We start from the raw sequence: 23,511 nt of genomic DNA on the forward strand, positions 1-23,511 counted from the left end.
CACGACCGATTGAAAGGACGCCCAGATGGCCTCTCCGTACGACTCCTTGCCGCAGCTGCCGACCTTCACCCTGACATCTGCCAGCGTCACCGATGGACAGCCACTCGGCATCGAGCAGGTGAGCGGAATCATGGGCGCTGGGGGACAGGACGTCTCGCCCGAGCTGAGCTGGTCCGGATTCCCCGAGGAAACACAGAGTTTCGCCGTCACGGTGTACGACCCCGACGCCCCCACCGGATCGGGCTTTTGGCACTGGGCGGTGGCGAACCTGCCCGCCACGACGACGCAGCTGCCCGCAGGCGTGGGCAACGGAAGCGACTTGCCCGGGGATGCGATCACGTTGGCCAATGACGCGAGCCTCAAGCGGTACATCGGCGCGGCACCGCCCGCCGGTCATGGACCGCACCGGTATTACATCGCCGTGCATGCCGTGGGCGTGCCGAAGCTGGAGCTGCCGGACAGTGCCACCCCGGCGTATCTGGGCTTCAACCTGTTTGGGCATGCGATCGCCCGCGCCGTCATTCACGGCACCTACGAGCAGCACTAGCTGCTTCGCGGGGTTCGGCTAGGAGGCGGAGCCAACCGCCTCGTGCAGGCTCCCGAACCCGCCGTCGCGCAGGTGTTGGGCGATCCCGTCGTGAATCCGCTTGGCGTAGAAGCCACCCCGGTAGATGAAACCGGTGTAACCCTGCAGTAGCGAGGCCCCGGCGGTGATCCGTGCCCAGGCGTCGTCGGCATCCTCGATGCCGCCGACGCTGATCAGCACCAGACGGTCTCCCACTCGCCGGTGTAGCCGTCGCAGCACTTCGAGGGATCGGTTGGCTACCGGTGGCCCGGAAACGCCGCCGGCGCCCAGGCCTTCGACATCCGGCGTCTTCAAGCCTGCGCGGCTGATGGTGGTGTTGGTGGCGACGATCCCGGCCAGGCCCAGTTCCGCTGCCAAATCTGCGATCTCGTCGATATCGGCATCGGAGAGATCGGGGGCGATCTTTACGAGCACCGGGGTGGTGGTCTCCTCCAGCACCGCCGAAAGGATCTTGCGCAGCTCGCCGATGGCTTGCAGGTCGCGTAGCCCAGGGGTGTTGGGGGAGCTCACGTTGACCACCAGGAAGTCGGCGGCGGGCCCCACCAATCGTGCGCTGACCCGGTAGTCCGAGGATGCGAAGGCGGCCTCGACGATCTTCGACTTGCCGATGTTGGCGCCGATGGGCACCGAGGCCTTTCGCGTCGCCAGCCGGGGCGCGAGTGCTGCCGCACCGTGGTTGTTGAAGCCCATCCGATTGAGCAGGCCACGGTCGGCGGCGAGCCGGAACAGCCGGGGCTTCGGATTGCCCGGTTGGGCGATCGCGGTCACCGTGCCCACCTCGGCATAGCCGAAGCCGAGCGGACCCCACACCTTGAGACCCTCGCCATCCTTGTCGAATCCCGCGGCCAAACCCAAGGGGGCGGGGAAGTGGACCCCGAACACCTCGCTGGCCAGGATGGGATCGGACGGCGCGCACAGCCGATTCATCAGCCGGCGCGTCGGAGTGAAGGCCGCCGCGGCACGCAACGATGCGAACACCAGGGTATGTACACGTTCGGGCGGCACCACGAAAAACAGCCGCAACAAGATGGAGTACAGCATCACATCACCGGGGCCGTGAACGGTCCGCCGACCACGTTGCCGCGTATCTTCTTGCGGCGCAATAGGACTCGACGACTTCCATCGGTATAGAGCCGCACCCGGGTCAGCTCCCAGCCGCCGAACTCGGCCTGAATCGAGAGCCGGAGCGATGCGGTGATCCTGGTGATTTCCGGAGGCAGCCGCAGGGGGTAGTAGTCGTACTCGTCATCGGGTTCACTCTCCCAGCCCGAGGGAAAGCTGCTGCGCGCGGCGCGGCTCATGCCGCGTTCCTGATATCGATTGCCTGTAACCCGTCGCCCGCGCCGGATGCCACAAACAGCGTGGATCCGTCGCTGACCAGTGAATTAGGTTGCCGCACAGTCGCGAATCGGGCCCTTTCCTCGGGGATGCCGGTAGATAAATCGTAGCCAATAACCGTGTTGGACGCCGTCTGCGACACCCAGATGAGCTTGGGGGAGTAGGTCAGCCCGTAGGGGGCGCCGGGAACCGGGTAGCGCTGGCGCAGGATGAGCGAATCGGCGAGCCCGAATACCAGCAGAGCGCCGCCGCGGGTATCGGCCACCAACAGACGCCCCTTGTCGTCGGCGAGCATTGTTGTCGCCCCCTCGCCTGCCCGGAGGGCATGCGCGGTGCCGTCCCCGGCTTGGGTCAGGGTGGTTACCGAGCTCTGCGCGCGGTCTAGCACGGCGACGGTGTTGCCTTGGTAGGCAAGGGAATCGATATGGGCGAAGCCCTTTGCGCGGGCGGCCACCCGGTTCTGGGCATCGAGGGTGTAGACCGAGCCGTTGGTGCTGCCCAGCACGATCCGGCCGTCGGGACGACGGGTGATGGCCGAGAACTCGGTCGCTCCGTCGCCCGGGATGTCGATTTTGTCCACGCGTCCCGAGGCGATGTTGACGGTGAAGTAGCCGCCCGCGGTGGCCAGGTACAGCGTGCCGTGGTCATCGCCAACGGCGGCGGTTGCCGGCGAGGGCAGCGCGACCGTGTGACGGGGTGCATCGAGGTTATCTCGAGTGAACAAGGTCACTGTCCGGCCGTCTTCGGTCAGAACTGACACCGTGTTGGTCGACGTGTCGAACAACACGGCGCGGGATCGGCCGGTGAATCGGTGCACCGTTCCGGCCGGTGCCGTGCCAACGGGGGGTGACTGTGCTGCGGAGGCCGGGGTGATGACGGCTGGATCGGCGGGATTGCCGGCATCATCGCCAGATGAGCAGCCCGATACGGCACCCGTGACCACCGTGATGACGGCTGTTAGCGCGGCGGCAGTGCCCCTTATACCGCGTATGGCGCGGACCGGTAGAGGATTCATTGCGTCCATCATCGCAATCGACCTGGGGTTGCCGGGCAGGAGATGACTTTCTCGGCGCGTTCGGTGCTAGCAGTCGGTAGCTGGGGGCTATCGTGAGGGCTATGACGCTTGCCGACAGTCCGGTCTTCACCGTCGAGGTCCTCGTGACGGGCGTGCACGCGAATGGATTTGGTGAGGTGGGCGATGGTCGTAGCTTCGCTTTCCGCATCGAGGATTCGTTGCTGCGTGTCGAGATCTACCGGGCCTTCCTCACCGAGCTGGTTCCCGATGACAGTGATGTGGTGGCAGTGGGAACCCGTCCGATCACCGATATCGATGTCACCGATGAACGCAGCATCATTGCGGCGGTGCGTGATCTGGTCGCTGACGCGCAGCCGCTGAGCATCAGCCGCCTCGCCCGGCTGCTGGCCGGCTAGGGCGATTCGCCGGCGCGTCCAGTACGGTCGCTGTCGTGGATTCGGCAGTGGCGGCAATGTCCTGGTTGCAAGTGATCGTGCTGGCGGTGGTCCAGGGACTCACCGAATTTCTGCCGATCTCATCGTCGGGCCATCTGGCCATCGTGTCGCGAGTGTTTTTCAGTGACGATGCGGGTGCGTCCTTCACCGCGGTGACCCAGTTGGGTACCGAGGCGGCGGTTTTGCTCTATTTTGCCAAAGATATCTGGCGCATTCTTCGCGCCTGGTTTGACGGACTGTTTGTCAAGGCGCACAGAACCTTTGACTACTGGATGGGCTGGTACGTGATCGTCGGCACCATGCCGATCGGAGTGCTGGGCCTGGCGTTCAAGGATCAAATTCGTTCCGGTGCAAGGAATTTGTGGCTTATCTCGGCTTCTCTCATCGTCTTCGCACTGGTCATCGCCGCCGCCGAATACTATGGGCGTCAGGTGCGCCACACCGAGCAATTGACCATGAAAGACGCCGTGATCGTCGGCAGCGCACAGGCATTGGCGCTCATACCCGGCGTCTCCCGGTCGGGCGCCACGATCAGTGCTGGACTGTTCCTCGGGCTGGACAGGCCGGCCTCCGCTCGATTCGGATTCTTGCTGGCGATACCTGCGGTGCTGGCCTCCGGGCTGTTCTCACTACCGGACGCCTTCCATCCGGTGACCGAGGGCATGAGTGCGACGGGCCTGCAGTTACTGGTGGCCACCCTGATCGCGTTTGTCATCGGCTACGCGGCAGTCGCCTGGTTGCTGCGCTTCATCAGTAACCACAGCATGTACTGGTTCGTCGGATATCGCGTGGTGGTGGGCCTCACCGTGATGGGTCTGCTGGCCGCCGGGGTGGTGAGCGCATCGTGACGGTCATCCTCTTACGCCACGGGCGTTCCACCTCGAACGTCGCGCACACTCTCGCGGGCCGCAGCCCAGGGGTCGAGCTCGACGAGAAGGGGCAGGTTCAGGCGCGCGGCGTGGTCGACCGACTCGGCGCCGTGACGGTTCAGGCGATCATCACCTCACCGCTGCTGAGGTGCGAGCAGACCGTGGCGCCGCTGGCGGCGGCACTGAATCTGACGCCAACGGTCGAGGATCGGCTGGTGGAGGTGGATTACGGCGACTGGACCGGCCGCGAGATCAAGGAGCTGTTGTCCGAACCCTTGTGGAAGGTCGTCCAGCAGCAGCCCAGCGCCGCGCGGTTCCCGGGCGGCGAGGGGCTGGCCCAGGTTCAGGCACGGGCGGTGACAGCCGTCCGTGAGCACGACCGCCGGCTATCCGAGGAGCATGGCGGTGACTGCGTCTGGGTGGCATGCACTCACGGAGATGTCATCAAGTCGGTGCTGGCCGATGCGCTCGGCACCCACCTGGACGCGTTCCAGCGCATCGTGGCCGACCCTGCGTCGATGAGCGTCGTGCGTTACACCGAGCTGAGGCCTTTTGTCGTGCACATGAACCACACCGGCCCTGACCTGTCCAGCGCCCTGAGCGCCGGGCCGCCCGCGAAGCCCGCCGGAGCGGCGTCCGATGCTCCGGTGGGCGGCACAACCGATTAGAACCCTTCGCACGAGGGGTTCATCGACCGGTAGTTTTGGAGACACCATGCCCCGATCGATTCATGTATTCCGCAGCCCGGACCGTTTCGTTGCCGGAACGGTCGGGGAGCCCGGCAATCGCACGTTTTACCTACAGGCCGTCCACGAGAGCCGGATCGTCAGCGTGATGCTGGAGAAGCAGCAGGTGTCGGTGCTGGCCGAGCGCATCGGAACGCTGCTGTCGGAGGTTCATCGCCGGTTCGGCACGGAGATCCCGCCCGAGCCCGATGTGGTCGAGGATCTCAACCCGTTGGTGATGCCCGTGGACGCGGAGTTCCGGGTCGGCACGATGGGGTTGGGCTGGGATGCCGAGGCCAACTCGGTGGTTGTCGAGCTGCTCGCGGTGAGCGAGCAGGAATTCGACGCCTCCGTGGTGCTCGACGATTCCGAGGACGGTCCGGATGCCGTTCGGGTGTTCCTCTCGCTGGAAGCGGCGCGCCAATTCGCGACACGCTCCACCAGAGTGGTTTCCGCGGGCCGCCCACCGTGTCCGCTGTGTGAGGAACCGCTCGACCCGGCCGGGCATATCTGCGTCCGCACCAACGGCTATCGCCGGGGGACGGTGCCCGGGGCGGCAGATGACGCCGAGTCCTGACGATGCGGGGCCCAGCGCTAGTCCCGAGGATCACGCCGCGATCTGCGATGGCGAACTCACCGTCATCGGCCGCATTCGCTCGGCGAGCAATGCCACCTTTCTGTGCGAGGTGCCGGGCACGTCGGGTGACAGCGTGCACTGTGTGTACAAGCCGGTGCGGGGCGAGCGGCCGCTCTGGGATTTCCCGGACGGCACCCTGGCTGGTCGCGAGGTGGCGACGTACCTGATATCGGCCGCGTTGGGCTGGAATGTGGTGCCGTATACGGTTTTTCGAGATGGTCCGGCGGGCGTTGGCATGGTGCAGCGGTGGATCCACGAGCCGGAGCTGGCCGAGGGGGCGCTCGATCTGGTCGATATCTGTCTGCCGCAGGCGGTGCCGCAGGACTACTTGCCGATCCTGCGTGCACTGGACGCCGATGGCGCCGAGATCGTGCTGGTGCACGCTGATGACGCCTTGCTGCGCCGGATGGCCGTGTTCGACACCTTGGTGAACAACGCCGATCGCAAGGGCGGCCACATTCTGCGGGGTGCCGATGGTGGTGTCTACGGGGTCGATCATGGGATCTGTCTGCACAGCGAGGACAAGCTGCGGACCGTTCTGTGGGGTTGGGCGGGCAAGCCCGTGGAGCCGGAGTTGCTTGACGATGTGACTCGGCTGGAGGAGTCGTTGCGCGGCGATCTGGGGGCCGCGCTCGCGACCCACATCACCACGGCCGAGGTGACCGCGGTGCGCCTACGCGCGGTGATGATGCTGAATGAACCGGTGATGCCGATGCCTGATCGCAACAGACCCATACCGTGGCCCGCCTTTTGATTGTCGATCGTCTAGCCTGGTCGGCAAGCATGATGTTCCGGGAAGGGACGGGCAAAAGGGGGCGCTGACGTGACGGGACCGCACGACCCGTATCAGCAGGGACCGGCCGGGCAGTGGGGTGCGCCGGAGGGGCCGGCTCAGGGGTACTGGCAGGCGCCGCCGACGGCTCCGTACGGCTATGCCCCGGCGGATTACCCGGACGATTCGATCGGCCGCCTCTATGACGGTGTTCCGCAGGACTACGCGGTTCCCCCGATGTATCCCGGGCTCCCGGGACAAGATCCCTTCGGATCGCAGAAAAAGTCCAGACCGTGGATTCTGATTGCCTCGATCGCGGGCGCGGTCGTCGTGGTGCTCGCAGTGGTGCTGGTCGTGATTCTCAACCGGGACAGTGCTCCGCGTCAGTCGGTCAGTGCGCCGACCACCACGGTGTCCTATGCGAACCCCGAATCACCCACGGCAGGTGGTGAACCCACCTATCAGACTCCGACCGTGCAGCCGCCCCGTACGCCGATGGCGCCGCCCCAGATGCCTGTGCCGCTCCCTGCGCCGACGGGCGCGCCCAAGGCTCCGGGGCAGGTCGCGGTGGTCGGCGACTGCATCGCGTTGGCCGCGCCGTCGGACTACAAGGCGGTTGCCTGTACGGATCCCAAGGCGGCCTGGCGTGTCATCGAGGTCGTTCCCGGCGGCAAGTGCAGGCAGACATATACCGGATTCACGGCCGGTGATTTCTCGTATTGCATTGCGCCGCAACTGCGTATCGGATCCTGCTATCAGACGGCTGTGGTGATGGGAAGCACCGTGTTCGTCGCTGCGGATTCCTGCCAGGCGCCGAAGGCGTTCATGGTGTTGTTCGTGATTCCCGGAACGAAGGAGTCCTCGCAATGCAAGGGCAAGCCCGGCGTCGTGCATTCCTTCGCGTTCCCTGATCCGCCGATGGCGATCTGTACGGGTGAATTCGCCCCGTGATCTTGAAATCTGGGATCGATCGACTTAAGGAAAAACGCTTTCGACCAGTCTCTATCGGGCAATAAGATCGTTTCCTCATCAGAGGGGACATCATGATCACAAACTTAAGCCGGTTTTGGGCTGCCGGAATTCTTGTTGCTTCGCTTGTTGGAGCGGTCGGCTTTGCCGCGCCCGCACGTGCTGATGGCGAGGTCGAGTTTCTGCAGATGTTGAATGACACCACGCCGGGCACTGCGATTTTCGGTGGTGCTTCCGCTCGATACCTTGCCAGTGGATATCGCGCCTGTGATGCGTTGAGAGCGGGATCCTCGAAGGAGGACGCGATCGCCGCCGCCACAGTGTTTCCGGGCATCCAACCTCGGTGGGAAGTGGCGTCGATCGTCGATATCGCTCCGAAGACCTTATGTCCCGACGTCAAGCACTGACGTCTAGCGCGGGGGCCCGTTCTCGACGCGTGCCCGCAGCGCGGCCAGTGGATCGTTGTGCTCGGTGTGCCAGTCCGAGTCCAGGTACCAGGTGTAGCCGCCGTCGTGCAGGGTCTCGATCTTCTCTCGGGTGGCGTCGAGATCCTTCCAATCGGTGGTGGTCTCGTACACCACGTCATATGGGCCGGTGCACCCCAATTCGCCTCGTAGCGAGTGAATCTCGCGTGCCGAATCCAGCCAGCTGGCCAACGGCGGATTGAAGTCGAACTGTCCATCGGCGGTGGTGATGTTCGGCAACAGCCCATCACAGCGGGCAGCGCGGGACATGGATCTGAGTGCCCCGCTCACACCGACGCACCAGGTCGTGATGCGGGGCACTTGTACCGGGGGATCGGGCACCATGTGCGTCGTCGGCGTCACCCGGTAGTGCGTGCCCTCGTAACCGAACGGTTGGCCTGCCCATAGACCGAACAGGACGTCGAGGCCCTCGTCCAGCAGTTCGGCGCGGGTCTTGCGGCCCTGATCGCGCTCGAAGGCCAGCCAATTGTCATGCAGAGCACCCATTCCCACCGACAGGATGACGCGGCCTCCGGATAACCGGTCCAGCGTCGCTGTGGTGGACGCCAGATCCCACGGCTTGCGGCGCGGCAGTGGAGTGAGCATGGTGCCGAGTTTGATGCGGGTGGTGCGCATAGCCGCCGCGGTCAATGCCACCCACGCGTCGACACCCCACACCGGCTCCCAGCCGAAGATCGCGTCCCAGCCCGCTTCCTCGGCCAGCACGGCCAGCTCTGCGACATCGCCGGCGTCTCCCGTCGTCAGGACGATTCCATACTGCATAGCGGCAGGCATGCGCGTGAGTATGCCGAGGAGGTCAGACAAATCCGGATCGGGTAATACTGACCGGGTGACTCTTTCCGATGCTGCGCTTGCCGCAGAACTCGCCCACGAAGCCGGACAGCTGCTCTTGCAGGTGCGTGCCGAGCTTGGGTTCGACGACCCGAAGGGTCTCGGGGCGGCTGGCGACAAGCGTGCCAACGCGCTGCTGCTGGAGCGGTTGGCGGCCGAACGGCCCGCGGACTCGGTGCTCTCCGAGGAGGCTGTCGACGACAAGACCCGCCTCGGCGCACAGCGGGTCTGGATCATCGACCCGCTCGACGGGACCCGCGAGTTCGGGATCGAGGGCCGCGACGACTGGGCGGTGCATGTCGCGCTGTGGCAGGCCGACGATCACGGAGGGTCGATCACCGACGCCGCGGTGGCGCTGCCCGGACTGGATACCGTGTTCCGTACCGACGAGACCCGGGTGACCCTTTCGGCGCGCGCTGACTCGGATCCGATCCGGGTGGTCGTCAGTGCCAGCCGGGCGCCGAAGTTCCTCACCGATATGGCCGAGCGGCTCAACATGGAGCTCATTCCGATGGGGTCGGCCGGGGCCAAGGCCATGGCGGTGGTACGCGGCGAAGCCGATGCCTATCTGCACGGTGGCGGTCAATGGGAATGGGACTCGGCGGCGCCGGCCGGGGTGGTGCTGGCGGCCGGTCTGCACGCCTCCCGGCTCGACGGGTCTGCGCTGCGGTACAACGAGCCACATCCGTATCTGCCGGATCTCATCATGTGCAGGCCCGATTTGGCGCCGTTGCTGCTGGACGCGGTCGCCGGGCGCGCCTAACCGCTGGGCGCCACGCTGTCGTCGAGGCGGAGCTGGCGCTCGCGTAACCAAAGGTAGAGAGGTATCCCGCAGCCGATTCCTACGAGAATTGATACCGGGAACAACAGCCACCAGTAAGGGGTTCGGGTGCGCCGGTGGTCGGCGATCGCCCAGACCCAGAACGCCACCAGCACCACGCCGATATCGCCGAAAAGCTGTGAGGAAGGCCAGTTGGCGAACCAGGATGTGAAGAAGAGCTTCGCATCGGGACCATGCTGGATGCAGAATCCGATGGCAGAGGCGTTGAGCCCCACGAAACTGATGATGGCCAGCGCGAGCATGACCCACTCAAGTGTGCGAGTGCGTTGGCGCTGAGGGGTTTTAGGCCCGTTGGTGCGGGCTGTCGAGTGGGTCATCGAATCACTCCACTACCGCGGCGCTCAGCGGGCGATTGTGCGTTGCGACTGCTTTACTGAATTCGAGTGCATCCCAACCAGTTTCGATTGGTGTCAGATCACGGGGATTCACAAATCGTGCTCCGCCGCGTACTTCGCGCTGTAGGTCACGCCCCGTGATCGCGCTGGCCGCCCACCGCCCGCTGAGTAGTGCCGCCTCTGTGCCGGGGCCCCACGAGGTGCTTGAGCCCACGAGGAACAGTCCCTCGATCTCGGTGCGAACACCGGGCCGTAGCGGACCGAACTGCCGTGTGTTGAATTCGATTCCGTAGGCGGAGCCCTCCGAGGATCGGGTGTAGCGCTCCTGGGTCAGCGGTGTGCTGGCCTCGCGGTAGACGATCGAGTCTTCGAAACCGGGGAACACGGTGGCGGCCCGTTTGATGAGGATGTCGGTGAGGTCTTCCTTCATCTGCTGGTACTCGGGGACGCGGCGATATGAAGACTCCGATCCTGGTTCGATATGCCACAGCCGTGGGTTGTACGGCAAGGGCAGCATGATCTCGATCGAGGAGTGCCCGGGCGGCGCATAGCGGGTGCCGTGAGGATCTTTCAGGTTCGAGCAATGGATGTATGCCGGGGCAAGGTCGCCGATCAGGTCCAGCCATTCCTGCGGCGTCAGGCCCGGGGCACTGATGCGGCGCTCCAGCTCGTCGAAGTCGACCAGTGTCGGGAAAACGAACGCGTCCCGGGGTGGCGTCGTCTCGGCGAGATTGAGGCTGGAACCGATGTACACGTTGAAGAACGGCAGGGCCATGCGGTATTTCTCGACGCGCCGCACCGTGCGACTTTTCACGTGTTCGTGCCCGACAAGATCACGGTACGTCTTCTTGATATCGGCATTGGAGACGACGACAGCCGCGGAGAATTGTTGACCGTCCTCAAGGCGTACGCCGGTGACGGCGCCCGACTCGATGATGATTCGGGAAACCGATGCGTTGGTGAGCACCTTGCCGCCCGCCGACCGCACGACATCGGCCAGATGTGCGGAGAGCACTTGGCCTCCGCCCTTCGGGTACCAGGTTCCGCCCTCGATGAACATGGTTTGGAATACCGCGTAAACGGCGAAGGGGAGTCTGCTGGGGGGTGCGTCGACGCTGCCGAACGGCGGGGACAGGACGATCCGCAGGGCCGGGGAGAATCCGAAGAGCCGGAAGACGCGCGACATGGGCAGGCCCAGCAGCGGGGCAGCGATACCCGAGCGCAGTACCCCTGCTGCGGTACGGCCCAGACTGGACAGGCCGCGGTCCCGGTCTAGTCCACGGCCGGCGCGGCGAACGAACGTGACGAACCGCCGGATCTTCCGTTCCTCGTCGGGAAACGCATCGATCAGCCGGGCGAGGTAGTTGTCCCATCCTCGCGGCGTGGTGAATGTGTGCCCCGGCAGCGTGTACGTCTCCACGCCCTTGCGGTCGAGTTCGATAAATTCCACACGGCCTTCGCCGCCCAGACTCTTGAATAACGCAGGAAGTATGCCGTCCGGGCCGCAGTCGCCCATGTGGTGCACGCCCACATCCCATTCCCACTCACGTTTACGCCGGAACACATGGGATGAGCCACCGATAACGTCGTACTGCTCGAGGACCAGCACCTTCTGGCCGATCGCGGCGAGATGCGCGGCCGCAGAGATGCCACCGAGACCAGACCCGATGACGATCGCGTCCCATTTTTCTGCTGCCTTCTGCATTGAGGCTCCTCGGGTGATGGCGTGGCGCTTCTGGTGATCCGCACCGGGAAAACCGATCGGTCTACCGGAAGTAGACCAGTCGATATACCTGGGGTCAAGTACCTCACGCACCGCGGCAACCTGGCGGCCCAATAAGCTGTGCGCATGCAGTCGTGGGCGTCGCCGCCAGTTCCTGAGCTCGACGGTCGTGGTCCGCAGCTGCGGCTGTACGACACCGCCGATCGTCAGGTGCGGCCGGTGACGCCGTCGTCCGGTCCTGGTTCCAGCGCGACCATGTACGTGTGTGGCATCACGCCCTATGACGCCACCCATCTGGGCCACGCCGCAACGTATCTCACGTTCGACCTGATCTATCGGCAATGGCTCGACGCGGGCCTGGATGTGCACTACGTACAAAACGTCACCGATATCGACGACCCGCTCTTCGAACGTGCCGACCGGGATGGCATCGATTGGCGCGAGCTGGGGGACCGGGAAACCGACTTGTTCCGGGGCGACATGACCGCGCTGCGGGTGCTGGCACCACGGGAGTATGTGCGCGCCACCGAGTCGATTGCCTGCATCATCGAACTGGTCGAGAAGATGCTGGCTTCGGGCGCCGCGTACGTCGTGGATGATCCCGAGTATCCGGACGTCTACTTCAGGGTTGATGCCACCGAGCAGTTCGGCTACGAGTCGGGGTACGACATCGAGACCATGTCGCGGCTGTTCGCCGAACGTGGCGGAGATCCAGACCGGCCCGGCAAGGCCAACGAACTCGATGCTCTGCTCTGGCGTGCGGCACGGCCGGGAGAGCCGAGCTGGGAGGCTTCGTTCGGATCGGGCCGACCGGGCTGGCATGTCGAGTGCTCGGCGATCGTGTTGCGTGAGCTCGGTGCCGGTATCGACATCCAGGGCGGCGGTAGCGACCTGATTTTCCCGCACCACGAATACAGTGCCGCGCACGCTGAAGCCGTTACGGCGCAACGCCGTTTCGCACGTCACTATGTGCACGCCGGGATGATCGGCTGGGATGGGCACAAGATGTCCAAGAGCCGGGGGAACCTGGTGAAGGTTTCGGTGTTGACGGCCGACGGCGTGGATCCGGCAGCGATCAGGCTCGGGCTGTTGGCCGGACACTATCGTGCCGACCGGTCCTGGAGTGATGCCGTGCTCTCCGGCGCGCAGGCCCGGTTGGCCCGCTGGCGCCATGCGGTGGCACTGCCCGCCGCGCCGAGCGCCCGCGATGTGGTGTCTCGGGTGCGGCGCTATCTCGCCGATGATCTCGATACGCCAAAAGCGCTTGCCGCACTGGATAACTGGGTGACCGATGCGCTGGCCTACGGCGGGCACGATGCCGCGGCGGGTGCGCACGTACGTCATGCGGTGGATGCCCTACTGGGAGTGCAGCTGTAGCGTCGGGCCATGGGTTCAACGCTGAACAACATTGCCGGCAAGACGGTCATGATCACCGGCGGCGCCGGCGGCATCGGTGTGGAAGTCGCACACAGATTGCACGCCAAGGGTGCCAACCTTGTGCTGACCGATCTGGACGAGACAAAGCTTGCGGCCGTTGCCGACGATCTGGGCCGGGATCGAGTACTGGTGGCGGTCGCCGACGTGTGCGATCTGGCAGCGCTGGAAGGGGCCGTCGCCCAGGCGGTCGAGCGATTCGGCGGCATCGATGTGGTGCTGGCGAACGCGGGCCTGCTGACGTTCGGCTCGGTGCTGCAGGTGGACCCGGCGGCCTTCAAGAAGCTGATCGATGTCAACGTCCTCGGGGTGTTTCACACGGTGCGCGCAGCATTGCCCTCGGTGATCGAGCGCAAGGGCTACGTGCTCGTCGTGTCTTCCCTGGCCGCCTACGCGGCGGCACCGGGGGTCACGGCGTACAACGCCTCCAAGGCCGCCGTCGAACACTTCGCGAACGCGTTGCGTCTGGAGGTGGCGCATCGAGGCGTTGACGTGGGTTCGGCACACATGTCGTGGATCGACACCTCGATGGTGAACGACCAGAAGGCCAACCTGTCGGCGTTCTCGGAGATGCTGACCCGGCTGCCACCGCCATTGAGAACCGTGACGTCCGTCGAAGCGTGCGGTAAGACCTTCGTCAAGGGCATCGAAAAGCGGCGCCGGCGCATCAACTGCCCCGGCTGGGTGGGGGTGACCCGTTGGCTCAAGCCGGTGTTGTCGACACCGCTCGGCGAACTGCCCATGCGGGGCATGATTCCCGAGATCCTGCCCCGCATGGACGCCGAGGTGGCCGCCCTGCAGCGCGCCGCCCGTGGTGACGTCGGAGAGGCCTGACGCGATCGCCTATACCCGCTACGGGTATGGGGTGTAGGTGTACCGTGAAGTGATGGCACCCGGCGGCGAACGCGCAGCGCTGCGCGCGGGCTTCGGCATGGCATCGGTGATGCTGCGGGCCCTGCTGATCATCGCGGTCGTGCTGGTGCCGGTGCTGAAGTGTCCCGCGGCGCGAGACGCCGCCGCTGGAATCACGGGCACGCCGGCCGCATCTGTTCATCTCGCCGAGGTGCCGTATGTGCTCGCCGCTCTGCCCGGCGCCGAGGGCCATCACGACTGTTACCCGCTGCCCGCGGTCATCGCGGCGGTGTCCGGCGTGTTTTCGGGGTGGGCCATCGCACTCCCGGTCGTGGCGTTCGTGGCACTCGCGGTGTATGCGATGTGGCGCCCAACAGCGCACGGTCCGCCGCGAGGGCAGCCCCATTTGTTGTTGAGTGACGGCAGTGATCGTCTCTTGCATTTTTGCGTGATGCGGCGCTGAGCGCTTTCCGCATCCCCGCCGGCGGCCACCGCTAGCGCCCGAAAGCACGCCCATTGCCCCGCGGGCTGTGGCGCGCTGCATTTCGCCAATCATGCATGACTCCAACACTTTTCAGATAAGGACACGATTATCGTGGCTACATCATCTTTGGCTGCGCCGCGCGCAGTCGCCGGTCGCCTCGGCGGATCGGCATTGGCGGCCGGGTTCGCCGCCATCGCATTGGCAGTGCCTGCTTCCGCGGGCCCGACGCAACCGGGGCCGCAGGCGCCGGGTAACGCCCAGGCCCTTGTTGCCGCATTGAAACTCCGTGGAGATCAGGTCATCATCAACCGCAGTGGGCCGCTCAAGCCGCTGTCGCAATGCACCGCAACCTCGATACGGGTCGGCCGGCACATTTACGACCAGGTGCCGCAGCGCAAAGGCCCGGCCAAGCGTCAGCTGGCCTCCCATGTCATGTACGTGACCGTGCAGTGCTAGGGAACATCATGTACCGCAACATTTTTCCTTGTCGGTCCATCCTGGCGGCAGCAATCCTCGTGGCGGGTCTGGCCGTCTCTACATCTGCGGCCGCCTCGGCCGGTCCGGCGTCGCCCGATGCGCTGCAGGTCATCACGCAGTTGCAACGCCAAGGTGACAAGGTCGTCGTCCAGCGCACGGGCGACAAGCCGTTGCAGATGTGCACCGTGACATCGGTGCGCGAAGGAGAGTCCCAGTACTGGTGGACTCAGCCTCGCATCGCCGACCCCAACCGCGCGAAACGTGCCAACGGGGTAGGGACACAGCTGATATACCGCACCGTGTACGTCGACGTTCAATGCTGACCACTTCCCGGATGCTGCGCACTGCGGTGGGCGTCGTTATGGCGGCGGTCCTTGTTGTGCTTGTGTTGCCGTGTGCGGCGATGCACCGCGACGTGAAGGCTGCGGCCACTTCGCTTCACCATGCTGTCGCGGCTGGGTCCTCTCAGCAGCTCACCGATGTCGCGGCCCAGCGGCATGATCACATCGGGCAGGCTCAGGCCTTCCTATGCACCGTCGTCGGCGAGGCCGTTACCGCGATGGCCACGCCCGCCGCGGCGCGACTGCTGTGGTTGGTCGCGGCCGTGATCGTCGTCTGCGTGTTCTCTGTGATCTGTCCACCGGTGACTCGGGGTCCGCCGCCACATACCGAAGCCGCAACAACAGTCAGCGGTCGCACCCTCATCCATCGCCTCTGCGTACTGCGGCGCTGATCCCGGCCGGGCCGGGTTTTCGCATGCGTCTACGCATCCGAGCTCTGGCCTGCAGCCAGCCATCAGTCACCTCCGTGCCTCCTCGGTGCGGCCTTACACATAGAGGTTCTTGTGCCATGAACACCACTTTTTGCGGGCGACTGCCCACATTGACACTGATCGCGGCCGCCTTTGCGGCGGCGTTACTGGCGGCTCCGGTCGCCCAGGCCGGCCCGGGTGCGCTCGGCGACGCCCAACAAGTCATCGATGCTCTCAAGGCTCAGGGCAACAAGGTCATCGTCACCAAGGCGGGCAACAAGCCACTGTCGCAATGTGTGGCCACGCGGGTACGCAAAGATCTCGACGTCTTCGGCAACCCGCGTATTTACCCGAACATCTCGTCGGGGCCCACCAGGCGGGTATGGCTGTACAGCGTGTACCACGTCGATATCCAGTGCTAATCCCTTGACGGATACCCCTGGGGGGTATTTAATCGGGGGTATGAGTTCGCATATGGACCACCCTGACCATCCGTCGTCTCACGCGCCGGCCGCAACATGCGAATCGGACGAGCATGCTGCGCATGGCAGCATGCACGAACATCACGGGCATCACGGGCATCACGGGCATCACGGGCATCACGGGCATCATGGCCAACCCGGGGAGCATGCGGATCACACCGGCCATCAGCATCATGACCATGGCGGCCATGGTGATCATGTCGGGCAGTTCCGCAGGTTGTTCTGGATCATGTTGGGGCTCTCGGTGCCGGTGGTCGCGTTCAACGACATGTTTGCGATGGTCATCGGCTACCAACTGCCCACCACCGGCTGGATCCCGTGGATATCGCCGGTTCTCGGCACCGTCATTTACTTCTGGGGCGGCAAGCCCTTCCTGACCGGGGCGGTCGCCGAGGTGCGCGGACGCAGACCGGGAATGATGCTGTTGATCGGCCTGGCGATCACGGTGGCCTTTGTCGCATCGTGGGGCGCCAGTCTCGGCCTGATCGATCACCAGCTCAATTTCTGGTGGGAGCTGGCGCTTCTGGTGGTGATCATGCTGCTGGGGCACTGGATCGAGATGCGGTCGCTGGCGCAGACTACGTCGGCGCTCGACTCGCTGGCGGCACTGCTGCCCGATAGTGCCGAACGCGTCGAGGGGGACGCGGTGGTGCCCGTCGCGCCGGCCGATCTTCGGGTCGGTGACATCGTTGTCGTGCGTCCGGGTGGCTCGGTGCCCGCCGACGGCCGAATCACCGAGGGCAGTGCCCATCTGGACGAATCGATGGTGACGGGGGAGTCGCATCCGGTGCGCCGTCAGATCGGCGATCAGGTGGTTGCCGGAACCGTGGCCACCGATTCGGGCCTGCGCGTGGAAGTCACCGCGGTCGGTGATGACACCACGCTGGCCGGGATCCAGCGGCTGGTCGCCGATGCGCAGGCCTCCAGCTCGCGCGCGCAACGGATCGCCGATACCGCTGCGGGATGGCTGTTCTGGTTCGCTCTGGGTGCTGCCGCGCTGACTGCCGTGGCTTGGACGATCCTGGGGGAGCCCGACACCGCAGTGGTCCGCGTCATCACGGTGCTGGTGATCGCCTGCCCGCATGCGTTGGGTCTGGCCATTCCTCTGGTCGTCTCCATCGCCACCGAGCGTGCGGCCCGGGGCGGGGTATTGGTGAAAGACCGCCTGGCCCTGGAGCAGATGCGCACCGTGGACGTCGTGCTGTTCGACAAGACCGGAACGCTGACCAAGGGTGCCCCCACCGTGACGGGTGTCGAACCTGCCGGCGGACGCGATGCCGACACCGTGTTGGGGCTGGCGGCCGCGGCCGAGACCGACAGCGAGCATCCACTGGCTCGCGCCATCGTGGAGGCCGCTCGCAGACGGGGACTGCCGATCGTTGCCGCGAGCGGCTTTTCCTCCGAGCCTGCGCTGGGGGTCACCGCGGACGTCGCAGGCGTGCAGGTCGCGGTGGGTGGCCCTGCTTTACTGAAAAGGCATGGTGCGCAAGAGCTACCGATCGCCGACAGATGGCGTACCGAAGGTGCGATCATTCTGCATGTGCTGACCGACGGGCAGGTCGCGGGCGCGCTGCGCTTGGCCGATGACATCCGGCCGGAGTCCCGTGACACCGTCGAGGCGCTACACAGGCTGGGTGTATCGGTGGTCATGATCACCGGTGACGCACATGCCGTGGCCAACACGGTGGCCGCTGAGCTCGGCGTGGATCGGGTGTTCGCCGAGGTGCGGCCGGAGGACAAGGCGGCAGCGGTGGCGCAGTTGCAGTCCGAAGGACACACCGTGGCGATGGTCGGTGACGGTGTCAACGACGCCCCCGCGCTCGCGCAAGCCAATGTGGGTATCGCGATCGGAGCGGGGACCGATGTCGCGATCGCGTCGGCCGGCGTCATCCTGGGCAGCTCCGATCCGCGATCGGTGCTCTCGGTTATCGAGTTGTCGCGTGCCAGCTACCGCAAGATGAAGCAAAACCTTTGGTGGGCGGCTGGATACAACCTGATCTCGGTTCCGTTGGCGGCGGGTGTGCTCGCCCCGATCGGATTCGTGCTGCCGATGAGTGTGGGGGCCATCCTGATGTCGGCATCCACCGTGGTGGTCGCGCTCAACGCACAGTTGCTGCGCCGCTTGGATCTTCGTCCGGAACAATCCGTGCGGCGCATCCTTACCGCACCTGGGCGGTGAGAGCCTCGATGACATGGTCCACGGAGGCGCCGCCGAGTAGATCTTGCACTGGCAGCTCGAAATTGAGCTCAGCCTGTACGCGTCGCCGAAATTCGAGCGCCTGCAACGAATCCAGGCCCATCGCCACCATGGGCATGGCGGTGTCGATGGAGTCGGCACGGTCGGCTCCGATGACCTCAGCGAGTAACTGCACAAGATGTCCGGGTCGGTTCTCGGGAGCCACCGCCGCGGGCCGAGTTGCCTCGGTGGACGCTACAGGCGTGCTGATGTCCACGAGCTCGGAGAGCAGCGGACCGTATCCGAAGACGCCCAGTACTTCACGAGCCTGCGTGAGATCGAACGCCCCGACAAGGGTGTTGCCAGTGTGTAGCCCCATTCCGACCGCGAGAGCATCGGCGGGTCTCATGGGATGGACTCCCGCCGCAGCCAGTTTCGCTATGCCTGTGTCATCGAGATCGAGGTGCGTGGTCCACTGGCCCCACTGCACGGACACGCAATCCAGTCCGGCAGCACGTTGACGGGTCGCGAGCACGTCCAGCATCCGATTGCCCGCCGCATACATCAGCTGGCCCTTGCCGCCGATCGTTGCCACCAGGGATGAGCACAAGACGACGCGGCAGAAATCGGTGCGGGGCAGTGCGTTGAGAACGTTCGTGATCCCTGCGACCTTCGCATGCAGCGCCTGTTGGAACCGCTCGACCGTAATCTCGCTGAAGGGGAGATCCGAATAGTCCACCGCGGCATGGATGATGAGGTCCGCGGGGGCTTCACGTAGGTCCTCGGCCAGCGTGGCGACAGCAGAGGCATCGGTCACATCACACGACAGCACACGGACCGTCGCGCCGGTGCTGCGGCGGATCGCGTCGAGCCGTCCGGTCACGGTGTCAGTCTCGCCGGAACGGCTGATCAGGGTGATCTGTCGGGTACCCAGCCGGGCATAGTGCTCACAGAATTCCTGACCGAGTTTTCCTGTTCCGCCGGTTATCACGACGTGATCGGGTACTGCAGTTGCGGTTTCGTGGTCACCGTCCTGATCGGCATCCAGAATGCGCTTGGCGTACATGCCGTCTGCCCGGAGCGCCAACTCCGATTCTCCGGCAGATTGCAGCGCGGCCAAGATGGTGCTGGCATTATCTGGGTGTGCGATATCGGGCGCGAGGTCCAGGTGTCGAAAGACAGTTCCTGGGTGTTCGGCACCCATGCAACGGAACCCGGCGGCGATCGCGGCGTGCACCGGATGTGGCGATGCGTCTGTGGCGACAACCTCTTCGCCCCCGACCGTGACAATCCAGCAACCGGTGACAGAGTTCGACAGCTCTGGCCACCACGTGCGGTCGCCGAAGAACTGAGCCACCGCGTCGGCCGCCCCGGGATCATCCAGATGTCCCGCAGCGGGCAGCACGATCACCACAGTGTCTGCGTCTCCGGGACCGGATACCTCTGCGTTGCCGATGATGTGGGCTGACGAACCGAAATCCGCTGCGCAGTCCCGGAGTGCCGCGGTGAGTGCCCCGGCCTCACCGGTGGCATCAATGAATCCGTAGGCTCGTGGCGGCATCATCGAGCGCCTGGTCACCTTGGTCCAGGCCTCGCGCAACAGTCGTGGGTGCGAGAGGGAGTCCGCATCGTGTTCCGAGCGACCGGCGTCCGTAGTGGTGGGCTGCTTGGGTACCGACACTCCACCGCCCGCCCCACGGTACGACAACCAGAGCGGAACATCGTTGTTCTGGACATTGGGGAAGTCGCGTAGCGGTAGCGAAACTGGTTCGGATGTCTCGGCGCGCAGCGCATCCCAGTTGTAGTCGAGATCGTGCACGGCGAGGTTCGCAAGGTTGGCGGTGAAGTCGGCCAGATCCGTTGCGGCCCGGGTGGATGTGCCCACCACGCACGCGGCGCGTTCGGAGCCTAGAGTCGAGAGGTTCTCGCGGATCGCCAGCTGTAGCGTGGGGTGCTCGCCCAACTCCACGAAGGTGTCAACCTGGGATCTCACCGCAGTCGCCATGGCACGATCGAAGCGGACAATGTTGCGCAGGTTCCAGAACCAGTACTGCTCCAGCGGGGTATCATTTGTAATCGGCGTACCGAGTGTCGCTCCGATGCAATCGATTTCGGAAGGCTCGAACTCGCTGACGCCGAGGCGCTCGACAAGTGCCCTGCGGATATCCGCGCCGATCGACGCGATCTTGCTGGTATGAGCCGGGTATCGCACCGCGATGGTCCGTGCGAAGACACCGGATTGGGTGAGGTGTTCCACGATCTGGTGGACGGTCTCGTGGTGGCCGGAGACTCCCACCATCGACGGGGAATTGATCACCGAGAGTTCGGCCCAACCTGATTGCCGGGCAAGAAGTTCCTCGCAAGTATCGCGGTCGGCGGCGATCACTGCCATGGTGTAGTCGTCGGCGGGGAACTCGTCGGCGATCTTGGCTCGGGTGCCCACCACGGTTACCGCATCGGCAAGGGACATCACGCCAGAGACGTAGGCCGCGGCGATCTCGCCCTGACTATGTCCGATGGTGGCGTGCGGGGTCACACCCACCGCACGCCACAGCGCGGCTAAGCCGGCCATTTGGGTGAAAAGGGCTGGCTGAACCGTGCTTGCGCTGTCATCTGCGGGGAGATGTTCGTCGAGAAGGTAATTCAGTGGTGAACGGCCGAACTGTGCGTTGAACAATTCCGCGCATCGGTCGACCTCTGTGCGGAAATCGGGGAATCGGTCGTAGAAGAGTTTCCCCATTCCCGGGCGTTGCCCGCCCTGCCCGGGGAACACGAATCCGCGTCGGCGTGAGGACGCGGGCTCGGCATTGCGGACCACGTGGACGTGGTCCGTGCCGGCGACCACGGCGCGCAGAGCAGCTTCCAGTCGGTCGCGGTCTTCGGCAACGATCAGCGCACGGTAGCGGCGTGCAATGCGGGTCCGAAAGATCATGCCCGCGATGCGATCCGGGGCGACTTGCGGGTGGTCAAGCACATACGCGAGGAGCGCGGAGGCCTCCCTGCGCAGTACCTCCGGAGTATCCGCAGAGAGCAGAATGGGGACGGCTCCGTTAGGTAGGCGATGGCTAGACATCGTCGCCGTCCTCTCCCTCTGCGGGCATCGCGATGATGGCGTGGGCATTGGCGCCCCCGGCTCCGAAGGACGAGACCGCGCCGCACCGGAGGCCGTTCTTCGGCTCCCAAGGGTGCAGTTTCGTGGCCAGTCGGATCCCGGTCATGGACCAGTCGACCTTGGTGGTGGGGTTGTCCGCGAACAGCGTCGGTGGGATATGTCCATGCTGACCAGACAAGAGCAGCTTGATCAGGCCCATCATGCCGGCAGCGGATTGAGCGTGCCCTGCATTGGATTTCGCCGATCCGAGAAGCGCGTTGGAGCCGCCGGCTCCGTACGTGCTTTGCAGCGCGAGGATCTCGAGCGGATCACCCGCACGGGTGCCGGTTCCGTGTCCTTCGAGCATCCCGATGTCGGCGGGATCGACACCGGAGGCGGCGATGGTCGCGGCCACCAATTTGGCCTGTGCGCGTCCTCGCGGCACCAGAATGGGTTTACCGCCGCCGTTATGGTTGGTGCGGACCGCCATGATACGTCCGTACACCCGATGTCCTAGAGCGCGTGCACGCGATTCACGTTCCAGCACAACCATTCCGACGCACTCGCCCCAGAGGGTGCCATTCGCCTCGTCGGAGTATGAGCGGCAGTGCCCGTCGGGGTCCAGTGCGTGCATCCGTGAGAACTCATAGAAACCCCCGGGTGATCCCATGACACAGACTCCACCCGCGATGGCCCATTCGCATTCGTCGGCTCGAACGGCGGATGCGGCGACGTGCAGCGCGGCAAGCGACGAGGCACATGCGGAGTCGATACACATGGATGGCCCGATAAGTCCAAGTTGGTGCGAGATGCGGCCGGCGGCGCCGAGTTGTCCACGACCTACGACACGCATGCCGCTATGGGCGTTGACTTCGCCGACCGGAGGACCGTATTCATTGGGGGAGATGCCAATGAATACACCGGCCTCTGAGCCGTCGAGTGCGCCGGGGTTGAGGCCGGTGTTTTCTAGAGCTTTCCATGCCGAGCGCATGGCCACCCGCTGCTGCGGGTCCATTGCGACAGCCTCCCGTTGTGTGATGCCATAGAAGGTCGGGTCGAAAGCGCCTGCATCGGTAAGGAATCCACCCGCATCGGACACACGGCCCCAGCCGTCGAGATTGGACAGCGATAACAGTTCGTCGATAGGCCAATCGCGATCACGGGGGAATGGGCTGATGAGCTCGCGGCCGTCGGCCAGTGCGCGCCAGAACGCTGCGGGGGTGTCGATTCCTCCGGGCGCCTCGATGGCCATCCCGGAGATGACAACAGGATCGGCGTCGGTGGTGCTCATCGTTGCGGCGAGATTGTGCGGGCTGCGTTCCCTGCCAGTAGCTCGGCCAGGGCTTCGGTCTGGGAGTTCAGGAAGAAATGCCCGCCATCGAACAACGTCACTTCGAGTTCATCGGTGTGCTTACTCCAACCGTAGAGGTCGGCCATGGTGATCATGGGGTCCTGGTCCCCGCCGATCGAGTGGATACGCGCGGCAACCCTAACTCCGTCGGCACACTCGTATGCGTTGAAGGCCCGGTAGTCGCCCTTCATGACCGGTAGCGCCATCCGCATGACATCGAGACTGCCCATGACCGCGGAATTCGTGCCATCGAGGGCGCCCATATGGGCCAGTACCGCGTCATCGTCGGTCGGCAGGGCAGGCTTGCCGGCGATATTGGCCGGCGCCACCGCCGAGGAGACGGTCAGTTGACGCACGTCCAGTCCGGCGGCCTCCGCCAGCCGGACGAACTCGAAGGAGACGACCGCGCCCATGCTGTGGCCAAAGGTGTGGATCGAAAGGCCGCGGTTGTGCTCGGACGATCGGAACTCGGCGAACGCTCCCGACGCAATATCGTTAAGCGTGGGCAGCGCGGGCTCACCGGCGCGATCTTGTCGCCCGGGATATTGGAATATCACGACATTGAAATTTGCTGAAGCGGCTTTCGAAAGCATGCGATATGCCGAAGCGCCAGCGCCTGCGTGCGGAAAAAGCAGTAGTAATGGCGCATCGGGTGACTCTGGCTTGTGGAACTGCCTGATCCATCCGAGTTTGCGATCCACGTCGAGCTTCCTTCCAACTTGCAGATAGTTAGATTAGCCTAACGTAACCCGGTGTTGGGTACGCAGCTCGCGTTCGGAGCGTGGTGATTGACAGCACCCATGGGCCGTCACTCGGTGCTGCCGACAGACAT

Annotated in this window: 26 protein-coding genes; 17 read left to right on the top strand and 9 right to left on the bottom strand. The window is 64.8% G+C overall.

The annotated features are described in order from the left end of the window. Positions 1-25: 25 nt before the first annotated feature. Entirely contained in the window at positions 26-547 is a 522-nt protein-coding gene (locus HBA99_RS10465; protein WP_064408583.1) for a YbhB/YbcL family Raf kinase inhibitor-like protein, read from the top strand. An 18-nt stretch (positions 548-565) separates the two neighbouring features. On the opposite strand, the gene HBA99_RS10470 is transcribed toward HBA99_RS10465, so the two are convergent. The 3 genes from HBA99_RS10470 to HBA99_RS10480 are packed head-to-tail and all read right to left on the bottom strand — an operon-like array spanning position 566 to position 2,951. Further along, positions 566-1,627: a quinone-dependent dihydroorotate dehydrogenase gene (locus tag HBA99_RS10470; RefSeq protein WP_070951085.1), complete on the bottom strand. Its 1,062-nt coding sequence runs from the start codon at positions 1,625-1,627 to the stop codon at positions 566-568. After that, positions 1,627-1,887 carry a DUF5703 family protein gene (locus tag HBA99_RS10475; protein ID WP_046253436.1) on the bottom strand — a complete coding sequence of 87 codons (261 nt, stop codon included), beginning with the start codon at positions 1,885-1,887 and terminating at the stop codon, positions 1,627-1,629. The genes HBA99_RS10470 and HBA99_RS10475 overlap by 1 nt, the downstream gene beginning before the upstream one ends. Next, positions 1,884-2,951 carry an NHL repeat-containing protein gene (locus tag HBA99_RS10480; RefSeq protein ID WP_070951084.1) on the bottom strand — a complete coding sequence of 356 codons (1,068 nt, stop codon included), beginning with the start codon at positions 2,949-2,951 and terminating at the stop codon, positions 1,884-1,886. The genes HBA99_RS10475 and HBA99_RS10480 overlap by 4 nt, the downstream gene beginning before the upstream one ends. Positions 2,952-3,040: 89 nt before the next feature. Between HBA99_RS10480 and HBA99_RS10485 the strand changes: the two genes are divergently transcribed. The 7 genes from HBA99_RS10485 to HBA99_RS10515 all read left to right on the top strand — a co-directional run bounded on the left by HBA99_RS10485 (position 3,041) and on the right by HBA99_RS10515 (position 7,773). Beyond that, positions 3,041-3,355, top strand: a complete 315-nt coding sequence (locus tag HBA99_RS10485) for a glycosyltransferase family protein (protein ID WP_057964688.1) — start codon at positions 3,041-3,043, stop codon at positions 3,353-3,355. Between the two features lie 56 nt (positions 3,356-3,411). Continuing rightward, positions 3,412-4,242, top strand: coding sequence for an undecaprenyl-diphosphate phosphatase (locus tag HBA99_RS10490; RefSeq protein WP_030095539.1), 831 nt, complete (start codon positions 3,412-3,414; stop codon positions 4,240-4,242). Further along, the gene (locus tag HBA99_RS10495; protein ID WP_070942493.1) at positions 4,239-4,931 is read left to right on the top strand and encodes a histidine phosphatase family protein; all 693 of its coding nucleotides are present in this window, start codon (positions 4,239-4,241) and stop codon (positions 4,929-4,931) included. The genes HBA99_RS10490 and HBA99_RS10495 overlap by 4 nt, the downstream gene beginning before the upstream one ends. Positions 4,932-4,977: 46 nt before the next feature. Then, positions 4,978-5,565: a DUF3090 domain-containing protein gene (locus HBA99_RS10500; protein WP_057964690.1), complete on the top strand. Its 588-nt coding sequence runs from the start codon at positions 4,978-4,980 to the stop codon at positions 5,563-5,565. Beyond that, entirely contained in the window at positions 5,549-6,379 is an 831-nt protein-coding gene (locus tag HBA99_RS10505) for an SCO1664 family protein (protein WP_070921788.1), read from the top strand. The genes HBA99_RS10500 and HBA99_RS10505 overlap by 17 nt, the downstream gene beginning before the upstream one ends. 69 nt (positions 6,380-6,448) lie before the next feature. After that, positions 6,449-7,348, top strand: a complete 900-nt coding sequence (locus HBA99_RS10510; RefSeq protein WP_070951083.1) for an LppU/SCO3897 family protein — start codon at positions 6,449-6,451, stop codon at positions 7,346-7,348. A 92-nt stretch (positions 7,349-7,440) separates the two neighbouring features. Further along, positions 7,441-7,773, top strand: a complete 333-nt coding sequence (locus tag HBA99_RS10515) for a DUF732 domain-containing protein (RefSeq protein WP_070951082.1) — start codon at positions 7,441-7,443, stop codon at positions 7,771-7,773. A gap of 3 nt (positions 7,774-7,776) precedes the next feature. On the opposite strand, the gene HBA99_RS10520 is transcribed toward HBA99_RS10515, so the two are convergent. Further along, the gene (locus tag HBA99_RS10520) at positions 7,777-8,613 is read right to left on the bottom strand and encodes an LLM class flavin-dependent oxidoreductase (RefSeq protein ID WP_070951081.1); all 837 of its coding nucleotides are present in this window, start codon (positions 8,611-8,613) and stop codon (positions 7,777-7,779) included. Positions 8,614-8,680: 67 nt separating this feature from the next. Between HBA99_RS10520 and HBA99_RS10525 the strand changes: the two genes are divergently transcribed. Beyond that, positions 8,681-9,445 (top strand): 3'(2'),5'-bisphosphate nucleotidase CysQ, encoded by a 765-nt coding sequence (locus HBA99_RS10525; RefSeq protein ID WP_030095546.1) that lies wholly within the window; start codon positions 8,681-8,683, stop codon positions 9,443-9,445. On the opposite strand, the gene HBA99_RS10530 is transcribed toward HBA99_RS10525, so the two are convergent. Continuing rightward, positions 9,442-9,840 carry a DUF2834 domain-containing protein gene (locus HBA99_RS10530; protein ID WP_081346239.1) on the bottom strand — a complete coding sequence of 133 codons (399 nt, stop codon included), beginning with the start codon at positions 9,838-9,840 and terminating at the stop codon, positions 9,442-9,444. The two genes, HBA99_RS10525 and HBA99_RS10530, sit on opposite strands and share 4 nt — an antisense overlap. 4 nt (positions 9,841-9,844) lie before the next feature. Then, entirely contained in the window at positions 9,845-11,563 is a 1,719-nt protein-coding gene (locus tag HBA99_RS10535) for a phytoene desaturase family protein (protein ID WP_070951080.1), read from the bottom strand. 144 nt (positions 11,564-11,707) lie between these two features. Here HBA99_RS10535 and mshC point away from each other — a divergent pair, with 144 nt between their 5' ends. The 8 genes from mshC (at position 11,708) to HBA99_RS10575 (ending at position 18,240) form a co-directional block, all read left to right on the top strand. Continuing rightward, a complete protein-coding gene (gene mshC, locus HBA99_RS10540; RefSeq protein ID WP_064408591.1) occupies positions 11,708-12,958 on the top strand; it encodes a cysteine--1-D-myo-inosityl 2-amino-2-deoxy-alpha-D-glucopyranoside ligase in 1,251 nt (416 codons plus the stop codon). A 9-nt stretch (positions 12,959-12,967) separates the two neighbouring features. Then, complete coding sequence (locus HBA99_RS10545; RefSeq protein ID WP_070951079.1) at positions 12,968-13,849, top strand: SDR family oxidoreductase; 882 nt, start codon at positions 12,968-12,970, stop codon at positions 13,847-13,849. Positions 13,850-13,901: 52 nt separating this feature from the next. Continuing rightward, the gene (locus tag HBA99_RS10550) at positions 13,902-14,330 is read left to right on the top strand and encodes a hypothetical protein (RefSeq protein WP_064408593.1); all 429 of its coding nucleotides are present in this window, start codon (positions 13,902-13,904) and stop codon (positions 14,328-14,330) included. 132 nt (positions 14,331-14,462) lie between these two features. After that, the gene (locus HBA99_RS10555) at positions 14,463-14,807 is read left to right on the top strand and encodes a hypothetical protein (RefSeq protein WP_373877295.1); all 345 of its coding nucleotides are present in this window, start codon (positions 14,463-14,465) and stop codon (positions 14,805-14,807) included. Positions 14,808-14,815: 8 nt separating this feature from the next. Continuing rightward, positions 14,816-15,151, top strand: a complete 336-nt coding sequence (locus HBA99_RS10560) for a hypothetical protein (RefSeq protein ID WP_064408595.1) — start codon at positions 14,816-14,818, stop codon at positions 15,149-15,151. Continuing rightward, positions 15,145-15,561 carry a putative copper homeostasis (lipo)protein LpqS gene (lpqS, locus tag HBA99_RS10565; RefSeq protein WP_070921794.1) on the top strand — a complete coding sequence of 139 codons (417 nt, stop codon included), beginning with the start codon at positions 15,145-15,147 and terminating at the stop codon, positions 15,559-15,561. Before HBA99_RS10560 ends, lpqS begins: the two co-directional genes overlap by 7 nt. 116 nt (positions 15,562-15,677) lie before the next feature. Then, positions 15,678-16,001, top strand: coding sequence for a hypothetical protein (locus HBA99_RS10570; RefSeq protein ID WP_064408597.1), 324 nt, complete (start codon positions 15,678-15,680; stop codon positions 15,999-16,001). 289 nt (positions 16,002-16,290) lie between these two features. Next, complete coding sequence (locus HBA99_RS10575; RefSeq protein WP_064408599.1) at positions 16,291-18,240, top strand: heavy metal translocating P-type ATPase; 1,950 nt, start codon at positions 16,291-16,293, stop codon at positions 18,238-18,240. Here HBA99_RS10575 and nbtC read toward each other — a convergent pair. The 3 genes from nbtC to HBA99_RS10590 are packed head-to-tail and all read right to left on the bottom strand — an operon-like array spanning position 18,221 to position 23,380. Next, positions 18,221-21,310, bottom strand: a complete 3,090-nt coding sequence (gene nbtC / locus HBA99_RS10580) for a nocobactin polyketide synthase NbtC (protein WP_165615220.1) — start codon at positions 21,308-21,310, stop codon at positions 18,221-18,223. The two genes, HBA99_RS10575 and nbtC, sit on opposite strands and share 20 nt — an antisense overlap. After that, the gene (locus HBA99_RS10585) at positions 21,303-22,619 is read right to left on the bottom strand and encodes a beta-ketoacyl [acyl carrier protein] synthase domain-containing protein (RefSeq protein ID WP_070951076.1); all 1,317 of its coding nucleotides are present in this window, start codon (positions 22,617-22,619) and stop codon (positions 21,303-21,305) included. The genes nbtC and HBA99_RS10585 overlap by 8 nt, the downstream gene beginning before the upstream one ends. Next, positions 22,616-23,380 (bottom strand): thioesterase II family protein, encoded by a 765-nt coding sequence (locus HBA99_RS10590; protein WP_064408601.1) that lies wholly within the window; start codon positions 23,378-23,380, stop codon positions 22,616-22,618. The genes HBA99_RS10585 and HBA99_RS10590 overlap by 4 nt, the downstream gene beginning before the upstream one ends. Positions 23,381-23,511: the final 131 nt, after the last annotated feature.

The sequence above is a fragment of the Mycobacteroides chelonae genome (assembly GCF_016767715.1).
GTDB lineage: Bacteria > Actinomycetota > Actinomycetes > Mycobacteriales > Mycobacteriaceae > Mycobacterium > Mycobacterium gwanakae.